At 73.3% G+C, this 18777-nt stretch carries 19 protein-coding genes; 13 read left to right on the plus strand and 6 right to left on the minus strand.

Translation table 11 applies throughout. The features are described from left to right. Positions 1–63: 63 nt before the first annotated feature. Entirely contained in the window at positions 64–660 is a 597-nt protein-coding gene (locus IPL61_28300) for an N-acetyltransferase (GenBank protein MBK9035121.1), read from the plus strand. Between the two features lie 246 nt (positions 661–906). Here the strand turns inward: IPL61_28300 and IPL61_28305 are convergent, their stop codons facing one another. Further along, positions 907–1923, minus strand: coding sequence for a hypothetical protein (locus IPL61_28305; protein MBK9035122.1), 1017 nt, complete (start codon positions 1921–1923; stop codon positions 907–909). 82 nt (positions 1924–2005) lie between these two features. Here IPL61_28305 and IPL61_28310 point away from each other — a divergent pair, with 82 nt between their 5' ends. From IPL61_28310 to IPL61_28320, 3 genes are read left to right on the plus strand one after another with little or no spacing between them, the layout of a single operon-like run. Beyond that, positions 2006–2491 carry a hypothetical protein gene (locus IPL61_28310; GenBank protein ID MBK9035123.1) on the plus strand — a complete coding sequence of 162 codons (486 nt, stop codon included), beginning with the start codon at positions 2006–2008 and terminating at the stop codon, positions 2489–2491. Between the two features lie 12 nt (positions 2492–2503). Further along, on the plus strand, positions 2504–2704 hold the full coding sequence (locus IPL61_28315) for a hypothetical protein (GenBank protein MBK9035124.1): 201 nt from the start codon (positions 2504–2506) through the stop codon (positions 2702–2704). A gap of 24 nt (positions 2705–2728) precedes the next feature. After that, positions 2729–2872: a hypothetical protein gene (locus IPL61_28320; GenBank protein ID MBK9035125.1), complete on the plus strand. Its 144-nt coding sequence runs from the start codon at positions 2729–2731 to the stop codon at positions 2870–2872. A 179-nt stretch (positions 2873–3051) separates the two neighbouring features. Here IPL61_28320 and IPL61_28325 read toward each other — a convergent pair whose 3' ends face one another. Further along, entirely contained in the window at positions 3052–4920 is a 1869-nt protein-coding gene (locus tag IPL61_28325; GenBank protein ID MBK9035126.1) for a beta-galactosidase, read from the minus strand. Between the two features lie 258 nt (positions 4921–5178). Beyond that, positions 5179–5949 (minus strand): NUDIX domain-containing protein, encoded by a 771-nt coding sequence (locus IPL61_28330; protein MBK9035127.1) that lies wholly within the window; start codon positions 5947–5949, stop codon positions 5179–5181. 96 nt (positions 5950–6045) lie between these two features. On the opposite strand from IPL61_28330, the gene IPL61_28335 reads away from it, so the two are divergent. Beyond that, positions 6046–7125, plus strand: a complete 1080-nt coding sequence (locus IPL61_28335; GenBank protein MBK9035128.1) for a PD40 domain-containing protein — start codon at positions 6046–6048, stop codon at positions 7123–7125. A gap of 286 nt (positions 7126–7411) precedes the next feature. Here IPL61_28335 and IPL61_28340 read toward each other — a convergent pair whose 3' ends face one another. Together IPL61_28340 and IPL61_28345 are read right to left on the minus strand one after the other, a co-directional pair. Beyond that, positions 7412–8260, minus strand: coding sequence for an arylamine N-acetyltransferase (locus IPL61_28340; GenBank protein ID MBK9035129.1), 849 nt, complete (start codon positions 8258–8260; stop codon positions 7412–7414). Between the two features lies 1 nt (position 8261). Beyond that, positions 8262–8915 carry an HTH domain-containing protein gene (locus IPL61_28345; protein ID MBK9035130.1) on the minus strand — a complete coding sequence of 218 codons (654 nt, stop codon included), beginning with the start codon at positions 8913–8915 and terminating at the stop codon, positions 8262–8264. A gap of 47 nt (positions 8916–8962) precedes the next feature. Here IPL61_28345 and IPL61_28350 point away from each other — a divergent pair, with 47 nt between their 5' ends. Then, entirely contained in the window at positions 8963–9376 is a 414-nt protein-coding gene (locus tag IPL61_28350; protein MBK9035131.1) for a VOC family protein, read from the plus strand. Between the two features lie 114 nt (positions 9377–9490). Then, the gene (locus tag IPL61_28355; GenBank protein MBK9035132.1) at positions 9491–11518 is read left to right on the plus strand and encodes a DUF4157 domain-containing protein; all 2028 of its coding nucleotides are present in this window, start codon (positions 9491–9493) and stop codon (positions 11516–11518) included. 220 nt (positions 11519–11738) lie between these two features. On the opposite strand, the gene IPL61_28360 is transcribed toward IPL61_28355, so the two are convergent. Continuing rightward, positions 11739–11999, minus strand: coding sequence for a hypothetical protein (locus IPL61_28360; GenBank protein ID MBK9035133.1), 261 nt, complete (start codon positions 11997–11999; stop codon positions 11739–11741). Between the two features lie 394 nt (positions 12000–12393). Between IPL61_28360 and IPL61_28365 the strand changes: the two genes are divergently transcribed. From IPL61_28365 to IPL61_28390, 6 genes are all read left to right on the plus strand, one after another. Continuing rightward, positions 12394–13797: a hypothetical protein gene (locus IPL61_28365; GenBank protein ID MBK9035134.1), complete on the plus strand. Its 1404-nt coding sequence runs from the start codon at positions 12394–12396 to the stop codon at positions 13795–13797. A 116-nt stretch (positions 13798–13913) separates the two neighbouring features. Then, positions 13914–14429 carry a hypothetical protein gene (locus IPL61_28370; GenBank protein ID MBK9035135.1) on the plus strand — a complete coding sequence of 172 codons (516 nt, stop codon included), beginning with the start codon at positions 13914–13916 and terminating at the stop codon, positions 14427–14429. Beyond that, on the plus strand, positions 14426–15277 hold the full coding sequence (locus IPL61_28375) for a hypothetical protein (protein MBK9035136.1): 852 nt from the start codon (positions 14426–14428) through the stop codon (positions 15275–15277). Before IPL61_28370 ends, IPL61_28375 begins: the two co-directional genes overlap by 4 nt. Positions 15278–15515: 238 nt before the next feature. Beyond that, positions 15516–16910, plus strand: coding sequence for a hypothetical protein (locus IPL61_28380; protein ID MBK9035137.1), 1395 nt, complete (start codon positions 15516–15518; stop codon positions 16908–16910). Between the two features lie 153 nt (positions 16911–17063). After that, on the plus strand, positions 17064–17492 hold the full coding sequence (locus tag IPL61_28385; protein ID MBK9035138.1) for a hypothetical protein: 429 nt from the start codon (positions 17064–17066) through the stop codon (positions 17490–17492). Then, the gene (locus tag IPL61_28390; GenBank protein ID MBK9035139.1) at positions 17401–18447 is read left to right on the plus strand and encodes a hypothetical protein; all 1047 of its coding nucleotides are present in this window, start codon (positions 17401–17403) and stop codon (positions 18445–18447) included. Before IPL61_28385 ends, IPL61_28390 begins: the two co-directional genes overlap by 92 nt. Positions 18448–18777: the final 330 nt, after the last annotated feature.

Genomic DNA, 18777 nt, shown 5'->3' on the forward strand with positions numbered 1-18777 from the left:
CCGATCATGGAACCGCCGCTCGTGGGTGGACGGCTGCGCCGGCCTCGGGGCAAGCTGGCGCGCATGTCCGACGAGGTCGTCATCACCGAGGCGCCGCTGATCCATCCGACCGCCGTGGTCGAGCGCGGCGCCGAGGTCGGCCCCGGCACCAGGATCTGGCACTTCGCCCACGTCATGCCGGGCGCGCGGATCGGCGCCGACTGCGTCGTCGGGCACGCCTGCTACGTCGGCAACGTGACGATCGGCGATCGCTGCCGCATCCAGAACCACGTGTCGGTGTTCGACGGGGTCACGCTGGAGGACGAGGTCCTGCTGGGCCCGTCGTGCGTGTTCACCAACGTCAAGCACCCGCGCGCGCACGTCTCGCGCAAGGAAGAGTTCGCGCCGACCCTGGTCGGGCGCGGCGCGACGGTCGGCGCCAACGCGACGGTCGTGTGCGGCGTGACGATCGGCGCCTACGCGTTCATCGGCGCCGGCGCGGCGGTGGCGGCCGACGTGGCGCCGCACGCGCTGGTGGTCGGCGTGCCGGCGCGCTGGATCGGCTGGGCCTGCCGCTGCGGCGAGCGTCTGCCCGGCTTCGACGGCGGCGGCGTCTCGACCTGCGGCCGCTGCGGCGATCGCTACCGCAGCAAGGGCGCGGGCGTCGAGCTGGCGGCGTAGCGCGGGCTACGCGAGCGGGCGGCGTAGCCCACGGCTCGCGTCGCCTCGCCGCGCAGGCCGGCCCCTGGTCGCGCGTGCTCGCGCGAAGCGCTGCGGCGCGGGCTCGGCCGCGCGCTGGGACGAGGACCTGCGCTGTGATGGGTGCTCGCCGAGGACATCGACGGTGGCGGCGTGTCGACCTGCGGCCGCTGCGGCGATCGCCACCGCAGCGAGGGCGCGGGCGCCGAGCTGGCGGCGTAGCGCGGGCTACGCGCGCGGGCGGTAGTACTCGCGCACCGCGAGCAGGAGCGCGATCGGATCGAAGCCGAGCAGCGCGAACGGGTGCGCGCCGGACTCGCGCATCGCGGTGCGCGCGCGCCCGGCCAGCTCGCTGGCGCGGTCGCGGGTGGCCTGGGGCAAGAGCGCGGCGAGGGCGCTGGCGCCGCGCTGGGCCATGGCCGCGACGGTGGCGCTGCCGAGCAGGCCGAGCAGCCAGGCCGGCGCCGGGTCGAGGATGATGCGCTTGGCGTTGACCTCGCGCCCGAGGGTGTCGGGCGGGCCGACGATCAGCTTGTCGATCGTGGCGCGCTCGAGGAACACCGCCAGCGCCGGCCGCGCCAGGCGCTCGCCGATCGCGCGGGTCACGCGCTTGTGGGCGCCGGCCCAGTCGCGGGCGAGCGCGGCCTCGGGCACGAGGTCGGCGATCGCGGCGTGGGTCGTGACCAGCGCGATGTCGCCCTTGCGCTTGACCGCGATGACCGACGCCAGCACCGCCCGGCGATCGTCGGCGATGACGTAGGCGGCCAGCGCGCTGTCGTCGGGGATCAGCAGATCGAACGTGCGCTGCAGCGGCTCGTACTGCGGCGCCGGCAGCAGATCGAGCAGCGGCGGCTCGGTCCAGACGCCCTTGCCGCTGCGGTGCTTGAGCGCGCGCAGCACCGCCAGCCCGGCGGCGGCCAGATCGTCGTCGACGGTCAGCGTCCGCTCGACCTCGGCCGCCAGCTCGCGCACGACCGCGACGTCGAGCGCGACGACGGCCCCGACCCCGAGCGCGCGCGCGGCGGCGCGCAGGTTGGCGGCGGTGGGCGGCATGGTCAGCGCGGCGGGATCGGCGGTGCCGGTGGCGTCGGCGCCGGCGACGACCAGCCGCACGACCCGATCGCCGTCGAGCACGGCCAGCGCGTAGCGCGGTCGATCGCGCAGCGGCGGCGGCACCAGCAGATCGATCCAGGCGCGCCAGTGGCGCGGATCGACGTCGGTGAGCGCCAGGGTACGCGCGAGCATGCGCGCAGGCTAACCGGTCGGCCGATTACTTGAAAGTCGGACCGACCCGCGCCACGCTGCGCGCATGACGAACAAACTCGCAGTGGCTTCGGGTCTCGCGGTCCTCGTCCTCGGGGTGGGTGCGGCCTCGGCCGGCGGCTCCAAGGGCTCGATCGGCGTGGGCGGTGAGGCGCAGATCAACGGCAACCTCGGCGGCCTCTCGGCCAACTACGACATGGGCGAGTTCCACGTCGGGGGCTTCCTCGGTTTCTCCGACGCGGGCGGCGAGGACGACACCAACGTCGCGATCGGCGCGCGCTTCTACTACCACGTGCACTCGTCGGCGATGGCCGACTTTGGCGTCGGTGGCAGCGTCGGGCTCGGGTTCTTCGGTGACCAGACGCCGGGCGTCGACAACAACGCCACGGTCATGTTCCTGGAGCCGGGACTGCAGATCCGGGCCTTCGTGGCGTCGAACGTGGCGCTCAGCTTCACCGGCGGCCTGACCCTGGGCCTGGCCGACGCCGAGGGCGTGGCGGTCACCGCGCAACCGGTGGGCTCGGCCGGCGTCCACTATTACTTCTTCTGATCGGCGGCCGTCGTGACGATCGACACCGCCGCGGCGCTGGCCGGGGTGCGCGCGTGCCCGACCCTCGCCGACGCGATCGTCGTGGGCCTGCGGCTGGCGCCGCCGTGGTCGGTCGTCGACGTGGTCGTGCAGGACGAGTTCACCCACGACGTGGTGTTCGCGTCCGACGGCGACGGTGATGGCGGCCCGGCGCTCGTGCTCGACTGCACGTGACTGGGCCGCGTCGACGCGGTCTCCGTGTGGGACCACCGCCCGAGCGCTGACGAGCTGCTGGACGCGCGGGTCGCGGCCGGCTGGGCGCCGACCGCGACCGGCACCGTCGACGGGCCGGTGGTGATGGGCCACGCGTGCAAGCTGCCGGTCAAGCCAGCGGCGCGCTGACGCCGCGGCGCGACCCGGGTGGCGCCAGCGCGCTGACGTTGAGCCAGCGGGTGCCGTGGCGCCAGCGCGCTGATGTTGAGCCAGCGGGTGCCGTGGCGCGCGCTCGCTGACGCTGAGCCAGCAGGTGCCGTGGGCGGGCACCTCGACGGTGACGGTGCCGCGATCGGCGCGCTGACCGGCTAGCTGACGCTGAGCCAGCGGGTGCCGTGCGCGGGCACCTCGACGGTGACCGCGCCGCGGTGGACGTCGAGCGCGGCGCTGGTGAGCGCGTCGGCGAGCTGGGCGTCGGGTGGCACCGCGATCACCGCCCGCACCGCGCGCGGGCCGCGGCTGCACACGAACAGCGCGCGCACGCGGCCGTCGTGGGTGGCGAAGGTCGCGGTGGTGACGCCGGCCGGGCGGGTCGCGATCCACTCGTCGCGCGGCGCCAGCGCCGCCAGATCCTCGGCGAGCCCGGCGAGATCGTCGAGTGAGCCTGCCCGCACCAGGCCGGCCCGGCGCGGCAGCGCCGCGTCGTCGCCGAGCGGCTCGCCGAGCTCGTCCAGCGTCGGCGGCGTCGGGCCGAGCACGACCACGCGCCGCTCGGCCGCGACCCGCTGGAGCTGGCGCCACAGCCCGCGATCGATCCGCCGCAGGGTCGGGGTCACGAACGCCCGCGCGGGGATCGCGGCCAGATCGGCGCGCTCGTCGACCACGGCGAACGCGACCTGCGCCAGCCCCAGCGCCGCCACCAGCGCGTCGGCCCAGCGGCGGGCCGGGGCGGCGTCGGCGTCGGCGGCCAGCTCGGCGGCGCCGGCCGGGCCCAGCGCCAGCAGCTCGAGCGCCGCGGGCGGGACCGGATCGAGCAGCGCCGAGGCCCGCGCGAACCGCGCGTCGGCGCGCGGCAGCACCAGCGCGACGTCGAGGCCGCGCCGCAGCCCGGTCAGATCGGTGCGCGCGAGCGCGGCGAGCAGCCCGCCGACCCGCCGGCCCTCGGCGGTGACCGCGCCGTCGGTGGTGACCAGGCCGCCGATCCAGCGATCGCACGCGACGCCCATCGTCCAGGTGGCCCCGCGGGCGCCGGCCGCCAGCGCCGCCAGCGCCAGCGCCGCGCGGTCGTCGACGGTGGTGGGCGCGAACAGCGGCGAGTGCCCGGCCGGCAGCCGCACCAGGTGCGGCGCCGCCGACGCTTGCACGCGCGCGGCGAGCGCGACCGCGGGCGTGGTCCCGCTGGCCAGATCGACCACGCGCGGCCACGGCAGCGGGTCGTCGTCGTCGCGCGGATCGCCGGGCGCGGCGCCGCCGACCCGGGCCAGGCCGTCGAGCCCGGCGTCGTCGAGGGTCGCCGACCAGCGCGCGATCGCTCGGGCGGCGGCGCCGTCGTTCCAGCGCACCCACGCGGCGCAGGTGGCCGCGTCGTCGGCGTGCCACCGCCGCGGCGGCTCGACGTCGCGGTGGGCGCGCCAGGCGGTGAGCGCGTCGGGGTGATAGTCGACGTCGTAGGCGCCGCCGCGGACCCGCCGCGCCAGGCCGGCGTCGAGCGCGAGCGCCACCACCGGGCCGTCGGGCGCGCGCCGCGCGGTCACGACCTCGGCCACGGCGCGGTGGAACCGGGCCAGCTCGTCGTCGAACGCCGTCGACGCCAGCGACGGCAGCGGGAACGCGCGCGGCACCAGCGGCAGCCAGGCCGGCCCGCCGTGGGCGCCGCGGGCCCACAGGGCCTCGTCGCGGACGACCCGATCGGGCAGCGCCGCGTGGGTCTCGGTCAGCACCGCCAGCGGGCCGAGCTGCAGCACGACCGCCAGGTCGGCGGCGCCGGCCGCGTCGATGAACGCCGCGAGATCTCGGTCGCCAGTGAAGTCGAAGCTGCGGTCGGCGCGCTCGTGCACCGCCCAGGGCACCGGCACCTCGACCAGCGTCAACCCGAGCCCGCGCAGCGCCGCCAGCGCGCGCGGCCACGCCGCCCGCGGCGTGCGCCAGTAGTGGACGGTCGCGCCCCACCACGGCAGCGCGGCGCCGCCGACGATCAGGCCGCGGTCGTCGAGCTGGGAGCGGCGAAGTTGTTCCACGTGCGATCCTCGAGTGGGAAGCGGCCCCGATCGATCAGGCCGCGGTCGTCGAGCAGGGCGCGGCGAAGTTGTTCCACGTGCGATCCTGGAGGATGACTGGCCGACCGGTCAGGCCGCGGTCGTCGAGCTGGGCGCGGCGAAGTTGTTCCACGTGCGATCCTGGAGGGGAGTGACCGCCGGCCGATCAGGCCGCGGTCGTCGAGCTGGGCGCGGCGAAGTTGTTCCACGTGCGATCCTGGAGGATGACCGGCCGGCCGGTCAGGCCGCGGTCGTCGAGCTGGGCGCGGCGATGTTCTTCCACGTGCGGTCCTCGAGCACGAAGCGGCTGGGGCCGACCGCGAGCGGATGGTCGCCCGGGATCGGCGCGCTGTCACCGGTGCCGGTGGTCAGGTAGTCCGGGTCCCACGGCAGGAGCAGCGCGAACCCGGCGCCGGCGATCGGGGCCATGCGCGGCATGATCGGGTGCGGGTGCGCGCCGGCGGCGCGGGTCAGCGCGAGGGCGTCGTCGACGGTGGCGGCGGCGCCGAGGTCGGCCAGGATGCGCACCTGCGGCGGCGGCAGCGCCAGCTCCTGGGCGCGCGCGAGGGCCGCGGCCGGCGTGACCCAGGCCTCGTCGACGGTCTCCTGGCTGTCGAAGCTGGGCGCCTGGCCCTCGGGCAGGACCGCGACGTAGAAGCGGGCGGAGAACCGCCGCGGCTCGGCCGACGGGGTGATCCAGTGGGCGTAGTAGGTCATGCGCTCGGGCGCGAGCGCGAGCCCGGCGTCGGCCAGGAGCGCGGCCAGCGGCGCGCCGGCCAGGAGCCGGGTGCGCAGCGCGGCGACCACGTCGGCGGCGACCGCGGTGGTCGCGAGCAGCACGCCGGCCTCCTCGAACAGCTCGCGCGCGGCCGTGACCCGCAGGTCGCCGCCGTCGTCGGCGTCGGCCGCGCCGCCCGGGAACACGAACGCGCCGCCCATGAACGTCGCGTTCTTGCGGCGCCGCAGCAGGAACACCTCGAAGCTGGCCGCCGACGGGCGCAGCAAGATCACGGAGGCGGCGTCGCGCGGCGTCGGGTACACGCCTCGCTGTAACACTGCCCGCCGGGCCGGTGCAACGCGGTCGGCGAGTCGTGGTACGCCGTCGGCATGCACGGCGGTCGCGCGCTCGCAGGCCTCGCGGTGGTGGCGACCCTCGCGTGTCGCGATCGACCCAAGCCGACGGCCGCGCCGGCGGCGGTGCGCGACGCAGCGATGGCGCCGACGGTCGACGCGCGCGCCGCGCTCGACCTCGGGTTCGTCCGCGGCCTGGTCGTGGTCGGCGAGGATCGCGACGGCTGGCAGCGGCCGCTGCAGCTCGATCCGGCCACCGGCGCGTGGATCGTGCTCGGCGGTGGCGCCGCGCACCTGTTCCCGACCGGCCAGCGCCTCGACGGCGGGCTCTTGTGCATCGCGACCGTCGGCGACACCGAGGCCGATCACGTCGAGCAGCTCGCGGTCGTGCGCGGCGTCGCGGTCGCGCGCCTGGGCCCGACCGCGCAGATGATCCGCAACCCGACGGTGGGCCCCGACGTGGTCGTGATCGAGAGCAACCACGCCAGCTACCGCGACCTGTACGCGGTGGGCCCGCGCGGCGTGGTCCGGCGCCTGACCGACGACGCGGCCGGCAACTTCGAGCCGGCGCTGGCGCCCGACGGCGCGCAGGTCGCGTTCGCGTCGTCGCGCGACGGCAACGCCGAGCTGTACGTGCAGCCGCTGGCCGGGGGCCCCGCGCGGCGCCTCACGTCGGCCAGCGGCGACGACTGGAGCCCGACCTGGGCGCCCGACGGCGCGCGCCTGGCGTTCCTGTCGGATCGCGACGGCGCCGCGCGGGTCTACACGATCCCCGCGGCCGGCGGCGATCCCCGGCGCCTGTCGAGCGAGCCCGGCACCGACGCCAGCGAGGACGCGCCGCGGTGGTCGCCCGACGGTACCCAGCTGGCGTTCGTGCGCACCGCCGCCGGCCGCGCCACCGTCGTGATCGGCACGGTCGCGACCCGCGCGGTCCGCACGATCACCCCCGACGGCGCGGCCGACTCCGCGGCGGCGTGGAGCCCCGACGGCGCGGCGCTCGCGGTGCTGCGCACGCGCGGCGGCGTCGGCGAGGTCACGTTCGTGCGCGCGACCGACGGCGCGGTGCGGGGCGCGGTCCGCTCGACCACGACCTACGTGCGCTGGCTGGCGCCCTGAGGCCGAGCCCGGAGGCCAGGGCGGCGTCGGCGAGGTCACGCTCGTGCGCGCCACCGACGGCGCGGTGCTGGGCGCGGTCCGCTCGACCACGACCTACGTGCGCTGGCTGGCGCCGTAACCCCGGGCCCGGAGGCCGTGGCGGCGTCAGCGGGGGCACGTTCGTGCGCGCCACCGCCGGCGCGGCGCTGGGCGCGGTCCCCGCGCTTCGGCCGCGCCCTGAGGCCCTGAGGCCACGATCGAGCTGGGACACGCGCGCGCGCTGACGATCGGCGTCGTCGTCGCCGGGCTACGCCAGCTCGGCCAGGCCCGGGGTCCGGAACCGGGTCCCGGCCGGGAACGTCAGGCCGAACTCCCGGGCCAGCGCCGCCAGCAGCTCGTCGGCGGTCGCGATCGTCTCGACCACGCTCTTGCCGTCGTGGGCGCGGCGGGTCAGCGTGCGATCGACCAGCGTCAGCCGCCCGGTCGGCGTCGCGCGCGCGACGATCAGTCGATCCTTGAAGTGCGACTGCGGGTGCGCGCTCGTGTACCAGTTGCCGACGATCCGATCGATCTCGGGCATCTCCTCGAGCGTGAACTCGCACACGTCGGTCCAGGCGTCGCCGAGCCGCACCTGGTGGAACAGCCGCGCGTCGGGGCCGCGGCGGACCAGGCCGTCCCACGCGCCGTCGGCGATCAGCCGGCGGGGCTCGTGCGGCGTGGCCTGCTCGTCGTCGAGCGCTAGCCGGATCGCCGACGTCAGCGACCACGCGCCGACGCCGACGTCGCACAGCCACGGCCCGTCGGGCAGGTCGACCCGCACGAACACGTGGGTCCGCGCCGGCGTGTACTCGCGGGCGCGGCCGACCCGGACCCGCGCCGACAGCGGCCGGGCCGCGAACCCCAGCGCCTGCAGCACGCGCAGGAACAGCGAGTTCTGCTCGAAGCAGTAGCCGCCGCGGCCGGCGCCGATCAGCTTGGCCTCGACCGCGGCCGGATCGAGATCGACGCCGGCGCCGAGCAGCACGTCGAGGTTCTCGAACGGGATCGTCGAGACGTGCGCGCGGCTGAGCGCGTGCAGCGTGTCGACGGTGAGCGCGCGCGGGCCGCGGTAGTCGAGGCGGGCGAAGTAGGCGGCGAGATCCGGTTGGTACGTCACGTCACGCGGACGGTAGCGCACCCGGCGCCAGCGGGGTCGCGCTGACGATCCGGTCGAGGCGGAACTGCCGATCCTCGCCCAGCTCGAGGTCGACGCAGTTGAGCAAGGTCAGCGCGCGGTCGAACACCAGGTTGCGGATGCGCACCAGCCGCGGGACGATCGTGTACGGGTTCTTGGGGTACTCGATGCGCAGCGCCCGATCCTCGATCCACGCGGTCTCGATCGCCCGCCGGACCTCGGGCGCGACCGGCAGCGCCGGCACCCCGACGAACTGCAGCCGATCGAGCACGGTCAAGAGCTCGCGCTGGGCCGAGGTCGACAGCGCGCCGCGGATCTTGTCGAGCGCGGCCTCGAGGTGCTCGGTGAACGGCAGCAGCCGCTGGGCGCTGGCCATGCGCCCGAGCGCGACCAGCAGCGCCGCCTCGCGCGCGCTCAGGTTGATCGGCGGCAGCTGGTAGCTCTTGTCGAGCGCGTAGCCGCCGCCGCGCCCGCGGTCGGCCCGCAGCGGCAGCCCGGCGTCCTGCAAGGTCGCGAGGTCGCGGTAGATCGTCCGGACCGTCACGCCGAACCGATCGGCCAGCTGCTCCGCGGTGACGCCGGTGCGGCGGGCGCGCAGGGCCTCGGCCAGGGCGAACAGGCGGGTCTTGCGGTTCATCTGAAACCTGACAGAAGGCTGTCAAACGGCCGCGGTAAACGCAAGCCATGTCGAACACCACCAAGACCGAAGCCAAGCCGTTCAACGCCATCAACTGGTTCGAGATCCCGACCCGCGACATGGACCGCGCCGTCGCGTTCTACGAGCGCACGCTCGGGCTCGCGCTCAAGCGCGAGGTGTTCGGGGGCATGCCCCACGCCGTGTTCCCGACCCAGTGCCCCGAGGGCGGCCACGCGGTGTCGGGCGCGATCGTCGCCAGCGCCCCGCACCTCACGCCCGGCGCCGCCGGCACGATCATCTACCTCGACTGCAAGGACGGCGTGGCGGCGACCCTGGCCCGGGCCACCGCCGCGGGCGCCAAGGTGGCGGTGCCGCACATGGCCATCGGCGAGAACGGCTTCATCGCCGTCGTCGACGACCTCGACGGCAACCGGATCGGCCTGCACGCCATGACGGCCTGACTCGCCGGCCCCCGGGCAGGACCCGAGATCCCCGCGGTGTGCTAGTGATCGCGGCCAGTTGGCAGATCCTGGCACCATCGCCGGAAGATCGGGCCGCGGACACGTCGAGCGAGCATGGGTCGAGCATTCGGGTGGTTGAGCGACGGCTCGGATGAGGGCGCGCCGGACCGGCCACCCGCCCGGATCGCGCCCGGCAAGACCACGCTGACCTCGCGGCTGCCGGCCTCGAAGCACCGCCAGGCGGCATCCGCATCCACGCCCGCGCCTGCGCCCGCGGCGGTCCAGGCCGACGGTGGCTTCGACGATCCGTTCGGCGTGCACCAGGCCGCGGCGCGCGGGGTCGCCGGCGCCGGCGGCCAGCTGCCGCACCTGGGCGCGATCCAGGCCAGCTTCGGTCACCACGACGTGGGCGGCGTGCGTGCGCACGTCGGCGGTGCGGCGGCCGAGGCCGCGGCGGCCATCGGCGCCCGCGCCTTCGCCACGGGCGATGACGTGGCGTTCGCCGCGGCTCCCGATCTGCGCCAGGCGGCGCACGAGGCGGCGCACGTGGTGCAGCAGCGGGGCGGGGTCCGGCTCGACGGCGGCGTCGGCCGGGTCGGCGATGTCTACGAGCAGCACGCCGACGCGGTCGCCGACCTGGTGGTGCGCGGCGAGTCGGCCCAGGCGCTGCTCGATCCCATGGCGCACCGCGGCGCGGGCGGCGGGCCTGCGGTGCAGCGCGAGCTCACCGCCGAGGACCGCACCGCGGCGCGCGCGCACGTCGTCAGCGATCTGAGCATGGAGCAGATCGCGCACCGGATCGCGTACCTCGACGGCGACCTGCCGGTGTCGACGCCGACGGCCGAGCGCCACCGCGACGGCGCCGGCGAGGCTCGCGCCGCGGGGGAGCGCTGGACCGCGCCGCGGCACGCCGAGGTCGACGCCCTCGATCGCACGGGGCTCCACGACCTGGGGTTCGACACCGATCGGCTCGAGTTCTTCAGCGGGCAGGCCGGCCTGCAGTTCTGGATCTTGCCGGCCCGCGCCGACGCCACGGTCACGCCGATCATCGCGTTCCGCGGCACCGCCACCGGGCAAGACCTGGCCGAGGACACGAACCACGTCGGCATCGGCATGGGTCAGTTCACGATGAACCAGGCCGTGATCGAGTCCGCGGTCCGCCGGCTCGGCGGGCGCCACGGCGCGTGCGCCACGGGCCACAGCCTCGGCGGCGCGCTGGCGCAGATCGCGGCGTGCTTCTACCCCGACGTCCTGGTCCGGGTGGTCACCTTCCAGTCGCCGGGCATCCCGCGCGAGGTCGTCGAGCGGCTGCGCGCGTTGCCGCCCGACGAGCGACCGACCGCGATGCACCACCGGGTCGACGGCTGCATCGTCGATGACGCCGGCGAGGACTTCGTCGCTGGCGACGTCACCTTGCACGGCGGCCCGGGGATCGATCCCTACACCGCGCACACCACGTTTCCGGTCCTGGCCCAGCACGCCTCCAGCTTCCCGGAGTGGATGCGCGGCAGCTACGAGCACGACATCGGCGTCGTCACCCAGGCCGGCACCACCGCCGATCCGTCGTTCGGCCGGGCCCTCGGTGGGATCGGCATCGCCGAGCTGGGACGCCAGCATCCCGAGTTGACCGGCGGCGCGCTGACGGGGCCGCTGGGCGCCGCCGGCGGCCACGCGATCCGCGGCGGCGTCGAGCGCGATGAGGTCTACGCGCGGATCTGGCTCGATCTGCTGCCGCACGCCGACGCCGGCGACCGGACCTACGATGACCTCGGCCAGCAGTTCATCATGGACCCGTGCCGGGCCCAGGGGCACGCCGAGCACGTCGCGCCGATGACCCGCAACCTGAACCAGATGTACCCCGAGTACCCCGCGACCAAGCGCGTTCTCGAGGAACGGCCTGAGCTCCGCACCGACGTCGCCGCCTTCATCGCCGCGGTCCGGGAGCGCGTCGGCAGCCTCAGCGAGGCCCAGGTGACCCGGGTGCGCGCGATCTTCCACTGCCAGGAGGTCGCCAGCGCCGCGCCGGTCGAGACCCCGCCGTGGGAAGCGGCCCGGCGCGGAACGGTGGTCCGCGATCGGTCCCACGACGACGAGCTGATCGCGCGGCTCCGCGGGCTCGAGGATCATCACCGCGACGAGTGAGCGGCGCGCGCCGCCGGATCGATCCACACCTCGTCGTCGACGTGCGTCGGCCAGGCCGACGGTCCGCGGCGCGGAGCCGTCGGTCCCCTGTGATGTCCCCTGTGCCGCGCGACGCCGGTCAGCCGGCGAGGTCTGTCAGCCGGCGAGGTCGGTCAGCCGGCGAGGTCGGTCAGCCGGCGAGGTCGGTCAGCCGGCGAGGTCTGTCAGCCGGCGAGGTCGGTCAGCCGCCGAGCGCGTCGTCGAGCCCGGCCGGCGTGAAGCCGACCACCAGCGTGTCGCCGACCCGGATGGCCGGCGCGCGCAGGTTGCCGCTGGGCCCGATGACCAGCGCGCGCAGGGCGTCGTCGGTCGGCTTGCTCGCCAGGTCGACCGTGATCGTCTGCTTGCCCTTGGCGACGATCAGCCGGCGGGCGGTGCGCACCAGCGCCAGCGCGGCCGGCGCCGCCATGGGGTGCTTGTCGGCGCGGACCAGCTCGCGCACCTCGATGCCGCCTGTCGCAAGAAACTCTTGCGATCGCTTGCAGCTCGTTCAACCGTTGCGGTGAAAGTACCAGTCGACGACGCGGGCCATGGGCGAGACGTACCACGGCGGCGGGTCGGCGGGAGCGCGGCGCGCGCGATCTCACCCCGGGTGGGTGGGGTGGTCTCGGCCGGGCCTCGACGACGCGTCATCGAGCAGCGCGGTGTCACGTCTCGCGCGGTCGACAGGTGGAACGTCGACGGCGCATGTCAGCCGTCGGTCGATCGCGTGACGGAACCGGCGCAGGCCCCCACTCACGAGCCTGCGCCCCCGAGCTCGCGGCCGGCACGTCGCTTGCTGCTCGAGCGCGTCAGGAGGGCTCGTCACCATGCAGACCGATCGCACCATCCGAAACGTGACCTGGGCCGCGGCGCTCGCGCTCGTCGGGCTCGCCGCCTGCGGCGATGACCCGCCGAACCAGCCGATCGACGCCGGCCAAGACGCCGCCATCGACGCGGCCATCGACGCCGGTGATGGCCTCAGCACCGTCACCACGCTGCCGGCGACGGTCAAGCGCGATCTCGACCTGCTGTTCGTGGTCGACAACTCGGGGTCGATGCTCGAGGAGCAGGCGTCCCTGGCCGCGAACTTTCCGGGCCTGGTCAACGTGCTCAATACCGTGACCGGCGGGCTGGCCAACCTGCACCTGGGCGTGGTGTCGACCAACGTCGGGTCCGGCGGCGTCAACATCGGCGGCTGCAGCACGCCAGCGCAACCCGCGGGCGACGACGGTGACCTCTTGACCAACGGCTGCGCCGGGCTGACCGCGCCGTACCTCGAGGACCTCGCGAACCCCGACGGCACGCGCGCGCGCAACTACACGGGCGACCTGAGCTCGCAGTTCAGCTGCATGGCGCAGCTGGGCACCGCCGGCTGCGGCTTCGAGCAGCCGCTCGAGTCGATGCGGCGGGCGCTGTCGCCGGGCAAGAACCCCGGGTTCCTGCGGCCGAACGCGCTCCTGGGCGTGATCATCATCTCCGACGAGGACGACTGCTCGGCGCTGCCGGGCGGCGGGCTGTTCGGCGATCCGAACGGGACGATCACGTCGCCGCTGGGCCCGCTCACGTCGTTCCGGTGCTTCGAGTTCGGCGTGCAGTGCGACGACGACCCCGCTCCCCGGATGTTCGGGACCCGCACCGGCTGCGTGCCGCGGACTGGCTCGCCACACGTCGAGGCCGTGGCGCCCTACATCGCCTTCCTGCGCGGCCTCAAGGCCGACCCGCGCGACGTGGTCGTCGGAGGCATCGTCGGTAGCACCGACGAGCAGCGGACCGCGGTCGTCGGCGCTGACGTCGGCGACGCGACCCGCCCGGCGCTCCTGCCGTCGTGCCAGTCGGCGTCCGGGACCGCGTACCCGGCCTTCCGCTTGCGGTCGTTCTTCGAGGGGTTCCCCGAGCGCGTCGCGCTCAACACGATCTGCAACGACAACCTGTTCGACGCGATGACGGTGATCGGTGAGCAGCTCCTGCGCGCTCATGGCAGCCGGTGTATCGACGCCGACCTGGTCGACACCGACCCCGCGTCGGCCGGGTTGCAGCCGCGGTGCGAGGTCACCGAGTACACCGTGACCAGCGGCGTGCGCTCGAACCCGGTCGTGATCCCGAGCTGCGTCAGCGGCGGCCCGCAGCCGTGCTGGCGGCTCGAGGCCGACGCCGCGACGTGCCCGCGCGCGGTCGCCAACCAGGCGCTCGCGATCGATCGCGCGACCCCCGCGGCCGCCGACAGCGAGGTCGAGGCCCGCTGCGAGGTGCGGCCGTAGGCGGGACCGGAACCGCGATCGAGCGCGGTCGGCGACAGTGAGTCGAGGCCTTCGCGCGGGTCTTGCCAGGAACCGGTAAATCGGTGGTACCATCATCCGCAAGGAGGGACGGGCGTATGAAGATCATCCAAGGGGCATTGCTGGCACTGGTGATGGCAGCATGTGGCGGTAGCGGCGGTGATGGTTCGACCGATGCAGGGGACGGCTTGAGCACGGTCGCCACGATCCCGGCCGTGGTCAATCGCGACCTCGACCTGCTGTTCGTGGTCGACAACTCGGGGTCGATGATCGAGGAGCAGATCGGCCTGGCGGCGAACTTCCAGGCCATGACCAACGTGCTCTACACCCTGACCGGCGGGCTGGCCAACCTGCACCTGGGCGTGGTGTCGACCAACGTGGGGACCGGCGGCGTCAACATCGGCGGCTGTAGCTCGGCATCGCGGCCCGAGGGCGACGACGGCAACCTTCAGACCAACGGCTGCGCCGGGCTGACCGCGCCGTACCTCGAGGACCTCAAGAACCCCGACGGCACGCGCGCGCGCAACTACTCCGGTGACCTGAATGCCAGTTCGGCTGCCTGGCCCGCCTCGGCACCACCGGCTGCGGCTTCGAGCAGCCGCTCGAGTCGATGAAGCGCGCGCTGTCGCCGGGCAAGAACCCGGGCTTCCTGCGGCCGAACGCGCTCCTGGGCGTGGTCATCCTCTCGGACGAGGACGACTGCTCGGCGCTGCCCGGCGGCGGGCTGTTCGGCGATCCCAACGGGACGGTCACGTCGCCGCTGGGGCCGCGCACGTCGTTCCGGTGCTTCGAGTTCGGCGTGCAGTGCGACGACGATCCGACGCCGCGGGCGTTCGGGAGCCGCACTGGCTGTGTGCCCCGGGTCGACTCGCCGCACGTCGAGGCCGTGACGTCCTACGTCGAGTTCCTGCGCGGCCTCAAGACCAACCCGCGCGACGTGGTCGTCGGCGGGATCATCGGCAGCTCGGACGCTCAGCGGACCGCGGTCGTCGGCCCGGACCCCGACGACGCGACCCGCCCAGCACTCCTGGAGTCGTGCTCGTCGTCGTCCGGGAACGCCCTCCCGGCCTTCCGCCTGCGGTCGTTCTTCGAGGCGTTCCCCGATCGCTCCGCGATCACGACGGTCTGCGACGACCCCCTGGGCGACGCGATGGCGGTGATCGGCGAGCAGCTCCTGCGCGCCCACGGGAGCCCGTGCATCGACGCCACCCTCGTCGATACCGACCCCGCGGCGGCCGGGCTACAGCCGCGGTGCGAGGTCACCGAGTACACCGTGACCGACGGCGTGCGCTCGAACCCGGTCGTGATCCCGAGCTGCGTCGTCGGCGGCCCGCAGCCGTGCTGGCGGCTCGAGGCCGCCGCGTGCCCGCGCGCGCCCGACAACCAGGCGCTCACGATCGACCGCGAGACGCCGCCGGCCGCCGACAGCGTGGTCGAGGCCCGCTGCGAGGTGCGGCCGTAGGCGACCCCGCCGGCCGCCGACAGCGAGGTCGAGGCCCGCTGCGAGGTGCGGCCGTAGGCGGGTTGAACTCGAGACGGCCGCGCCAGCGCCGCACCGGCCGATGCCGTCCTCGAGGTCCGCTGCCAGATCACGTCCTCCAACCACAATCAGGGGAAGATCTGTCTGGAGGGGCGTCGTCCGAAGAGCGGCGCGCTCTGCGCCGGTCGTTGGAGGAGTTCAAGTGACCAATATCAATCATGTGTTTCGAGTCGTCACGGCGTTCGCGCTGGCCGCGGCGGCCTGCGGCGATGCCGGAAGTGGTCCGATCGACGCCGCGACCGGCGTCGACGATGCCGCCGATGCGGCCCCGGACGCAGCGCCGGAGGCGATCGCGACGATCAACGAGGCCGCCAACCCGGACCTCGATCTGCTGTTCGTCGTCGACAACTCCGGCACGATGGCCGCGGCGCAGGCGGCGGTGGCCGCCGCGATCCCCGCGATGGTCCAGCGGCTGTCGACGCTGCCGGGCGGGCTCCCCAACCTGCACGTCGGCGTGGTCTCGACCAACATGGGCAGCGGTGGCGTGAACATCGGCGGGTGCAGCACGGCGAGCAGGCCGCTAGGCGACAACGGCTACCTGCAGCTCAACGGATGCCCGGGGCTGACCGCGCCGTTCCTGGCCGACCTCCGTGACGCGGGCGGTGGGCGCCAGCGCAACTTCACAGGCGAGCTCGCGCCGGTGCTCGGGTGCATGGTCCAGCTCGGCACGACGGGGTGCGGCTTCGAGCAGCCGCTCGAGGCGATGTTCCAGGCGTTGCAGCCGGGCAAGAACCCGGGGTTCCTGCGCGCCGACGCGATGCTGGCGGTGGTGCTCGTCGGCGACGAGGACGATTGCTCGGCGACCGACAGTCAGCTGTTCGGCGATCCCAACGGGACGATCGCGTCGCCGCTGGGCCCGCGCACGTCGTTCCGTTGCTTCGAGTTCGGCGTGCGGTGCGACAACGATCCGAACCCGCGGATGTTCGGGACGCGGACCGGCTGCGTGCCCCGGGCCGGCTCGCCGTACGTCCAGTCGGCGACGCGCTACGTCGACTTCCTGCGCACGCTCAAGCCCAACGCGAGCGACCTGGTGGTTGGTGGGATCATCGGCGCCGTCGACGCGCAGCGCACCGCGGTGGTCGCGGCAGACCCGGACGATCCGACGCGCCCGGCGGTGGTGCCATCGTGCCAGGGCGCTCATGGGTCGGCGTATCCCGGGTTTCGCCTCGCGACGTTCCTCGACAGCGTCTTGGGTCACACCTCGCGCTCGTCGATCTGCGACGGCTCGTACGACGCCGCGCTGGCGGCGACCGCCGAGCAGGTGCGGCGCGCGCAGGGCGACCCGTGCATCCATCAGCCCCTGCTCGACCAACGCCCTGACCAGCCGGGCGTGCAGGTGCGCTGCGAGGTCACGCACTACACGATGGTCGGCGGCGTGCGCACCGATCCGGTCGTGCTGCCCGAGTGCGTCGGCGTTCCCGAGGTGTGCTGGCGGATCGTGTCCGATCCGGCCGCGTGCGGCGACGTCCCCAACGCCTGGCGGCTCACCGTCGACTGGGCGGGACCGGCGCCGGTCGACGCGCTGGTCGAGGCACGCTGCGAGGCCCAGCCGTAGGCGAGCGCGTTGGCGCGACGATGCGACCAGCGCGATGGGGCCGCGCGATGGCCGCCTGATCGCTTGGGGGCCGCGCGCGGGCCGCCTGGCACGGGAGCGAGCTATCATGCCGCGGTGGGGCAACAAGGCGGAGCGTCTGGAATCACTGGGGAGATGAAGCTCGCGGTGGCGGCGCTGTCGCTGGTCGTCCCGGGCGCCGGCCACGCGCTGCGCGCACGGGTCTGGCGCGGTCTGGCGTGGCTCGTCGTCGCGGCGGCGCTGGCCATGACCCTGACGCTCACCGGGCCGCTCGGCTTGCTGGCGGCGCTGCTGGTACGCGTCGCGGCGGCGATCGACGCGGTGGTCGTACGCTCCGGCGGGCCGGTGCCATCGTCGCGGGTCATCGGGATCATCCTGGCGATGGCTGGGGCGACGGTCGGGATGTGGGTCTTCATGCGGCTGGTGATGTTCGAGGGCCACGGAGGGAGACGACTTCGGGCGAGATGCGCAGGTGCAAATAGTGACGCTCGTAGGAGTCGAAAGACGAATTTCTCCGCAAACGTTCCTGCTCCAAGCGAAGAGCACAAGTGGCGCGTTCACTAGCGCTCCGACCGCCGTCGACATTGATACGCGTCATCTCGCGCTTTGGACCGACCCGACCGCAACGCCGATGCTCGTGGTCCTTTGGTCCAAACCGTCGAACAGCCTCCGAGTCCGTACTGCCCGCGAACTACGCACAGAAGTCGACGTGCGTTCAGCTGACTGGACTAGTCAAGACACCGTCTCCTGTTCATTTCGACCCGCGCATCAGTTTGGGACGGTTGTGGGACTCGAGGAACTTGCAAGAATGATGGGCGATGAACTGGACGCGCTCGGAGGAAGGCTGCAATTTCATCGCCATAGACGTCGAGTGTTGTTGTCTTCCTTGATGGCCACAAGGCTTTCCGGTCCTATGACGGTACAGTTCAAGGAAAGCGCTACAGACGGAGGTCCTGGCGCGCTTCATCTCGGGACCGGATGGGAGTTCGCCGACATAGACCCGATCGATAGGGGAATTCACAAGTTTGTGTCGGCGCTGCTATTGTACGAAGAGGTCTGGCTCCCGATGCAGTTTGCCGCTGATTTGGTATCGGCGCTCGGACTGACGCATGTTGCAGCATTGATCGAGCGCCGCAGGTTGCGCTTAATGTACCCTGTCGCGGAAGTGGGGGTCACAGAGAGCGAGAACGGAGTCCGTGGTAAACTCGGACAGGCCTCACACTCCGTTCTCAGTGGGGGGGAAGCCGTGAAGCGTTGGTGTGGCTCGATTGAGAAGAGCCTGCGAATCACCGGACTGGCAAGGGTGCTTGCTCGAGCTGTGGAATTGGTTCCAGAAAATGTGTCGACCCGAACCATTGAAGACGTTGTAGCGGATCTCTCGACGAAAAGCATTAGAAAATCGCTCGGCCTTGGTGGCGACACAGCGTTTGCGGTGTGGGATCGAGAACTGGTGAACCGGCTGCTCCATCTGGAACCTGGATCTCGACCGCTGCGTATCACTATTCGCTCGACGTTGTAGAGCACGAGAGGAGATTTCGGGAATTGCCACGATGAAGATGCAACGTTCGACCTTCTTGCGGTCGTTTGATGCTGTGGGCGGCCTCGAGGCCGCAATGTACGCGAACGAGTTACCAGACATCGCGAGCACTATTGAGGCGTTGGGTATCGATGCCTGCATGGCGCTAGTCGCCTCTCCCGAGGCGCAAGGATTTCGGGATTGGTTTTGGGAGTGCTACGCACCTTCGTGGAACGAAGATGCCTCCATGGCAGATCAGTTTGTCGGAAAGGCCTCTGCATTAGTGGGCGTCGATGCGCGGGCGTTGAGGTTCGCGAACAGTTTGCGATTCTC

The organism is Myxococcales bacterium (assembly GCA_016717005.1).
In the GTDB taxonomy this organism is placed as follows: Bacteria; Myxococcota_A; Polyangia; order Haliangiales; family Haliangiaceae; genus UBA2376.

Coding starts and splice junctions, on each gene's coding strand:
- IPL61_28300 (MBK9035121.1), top strand. CDS start 64: ATGTCCGACGAGGTCGTCATCACCGAGGCGCCGCTGATCCATCCGACC.
- IPL61_28305 (MBK9035122.1), bottom strand. CDS start 1,923: ATGCTCGCGCGTACCCTGGCGCTCACCGACGTCGATCCGCGCCACTGG.
- IPL61_28335 (MBK9035128.1), top strand. CDS start 6,046: ATGCACGGCGGTCGCGCGCTCGCAGGCCTCGCGGTGGTGGCGACCCTC.
- IPL61_28345 (MBK9035130.1), bottom strand. CDS start 8,915: ATGAACCGCAAGACCCGCCTGTTCGCCCTGGCCGAGGCCCTGCGCGCC.
- IPL61_28350 (MBK9035131.1), top strand. CDS start 8,963: ATGTCGAACACCACCAAGACCGAAGCCAAGCCGTTCAACGCCATCAAC.
- IPL61_28355 (MBK9035132.1), top strand. CDS start 9,491: ATGGGTCGAGCATTCGGGTGGTTGAGCGACGGCTCGGATGAGGGCGCG.
- IPL61_28370 (MBK9035135.1), top strand. CDS start 13,914: ATGAAGATCATCCAAGGGGCATTGCTGGCACTGGTGATGGCAGCATGT.
- IPL61_28375 (MBK9035136.1), top strand. CDS start 14,426: ATGAAGCGCGCGCTGTCGCCGGGCAAGAACCCGGGCTTCCTGCGGCCG.
- IPL61_28385 (MBK9035138.1), top strand. CDS start 17,064: ATGAAGCTCGCGGTGGCGGCGCTGTCGCTGGTCGTCCCGGGCGCCGGC.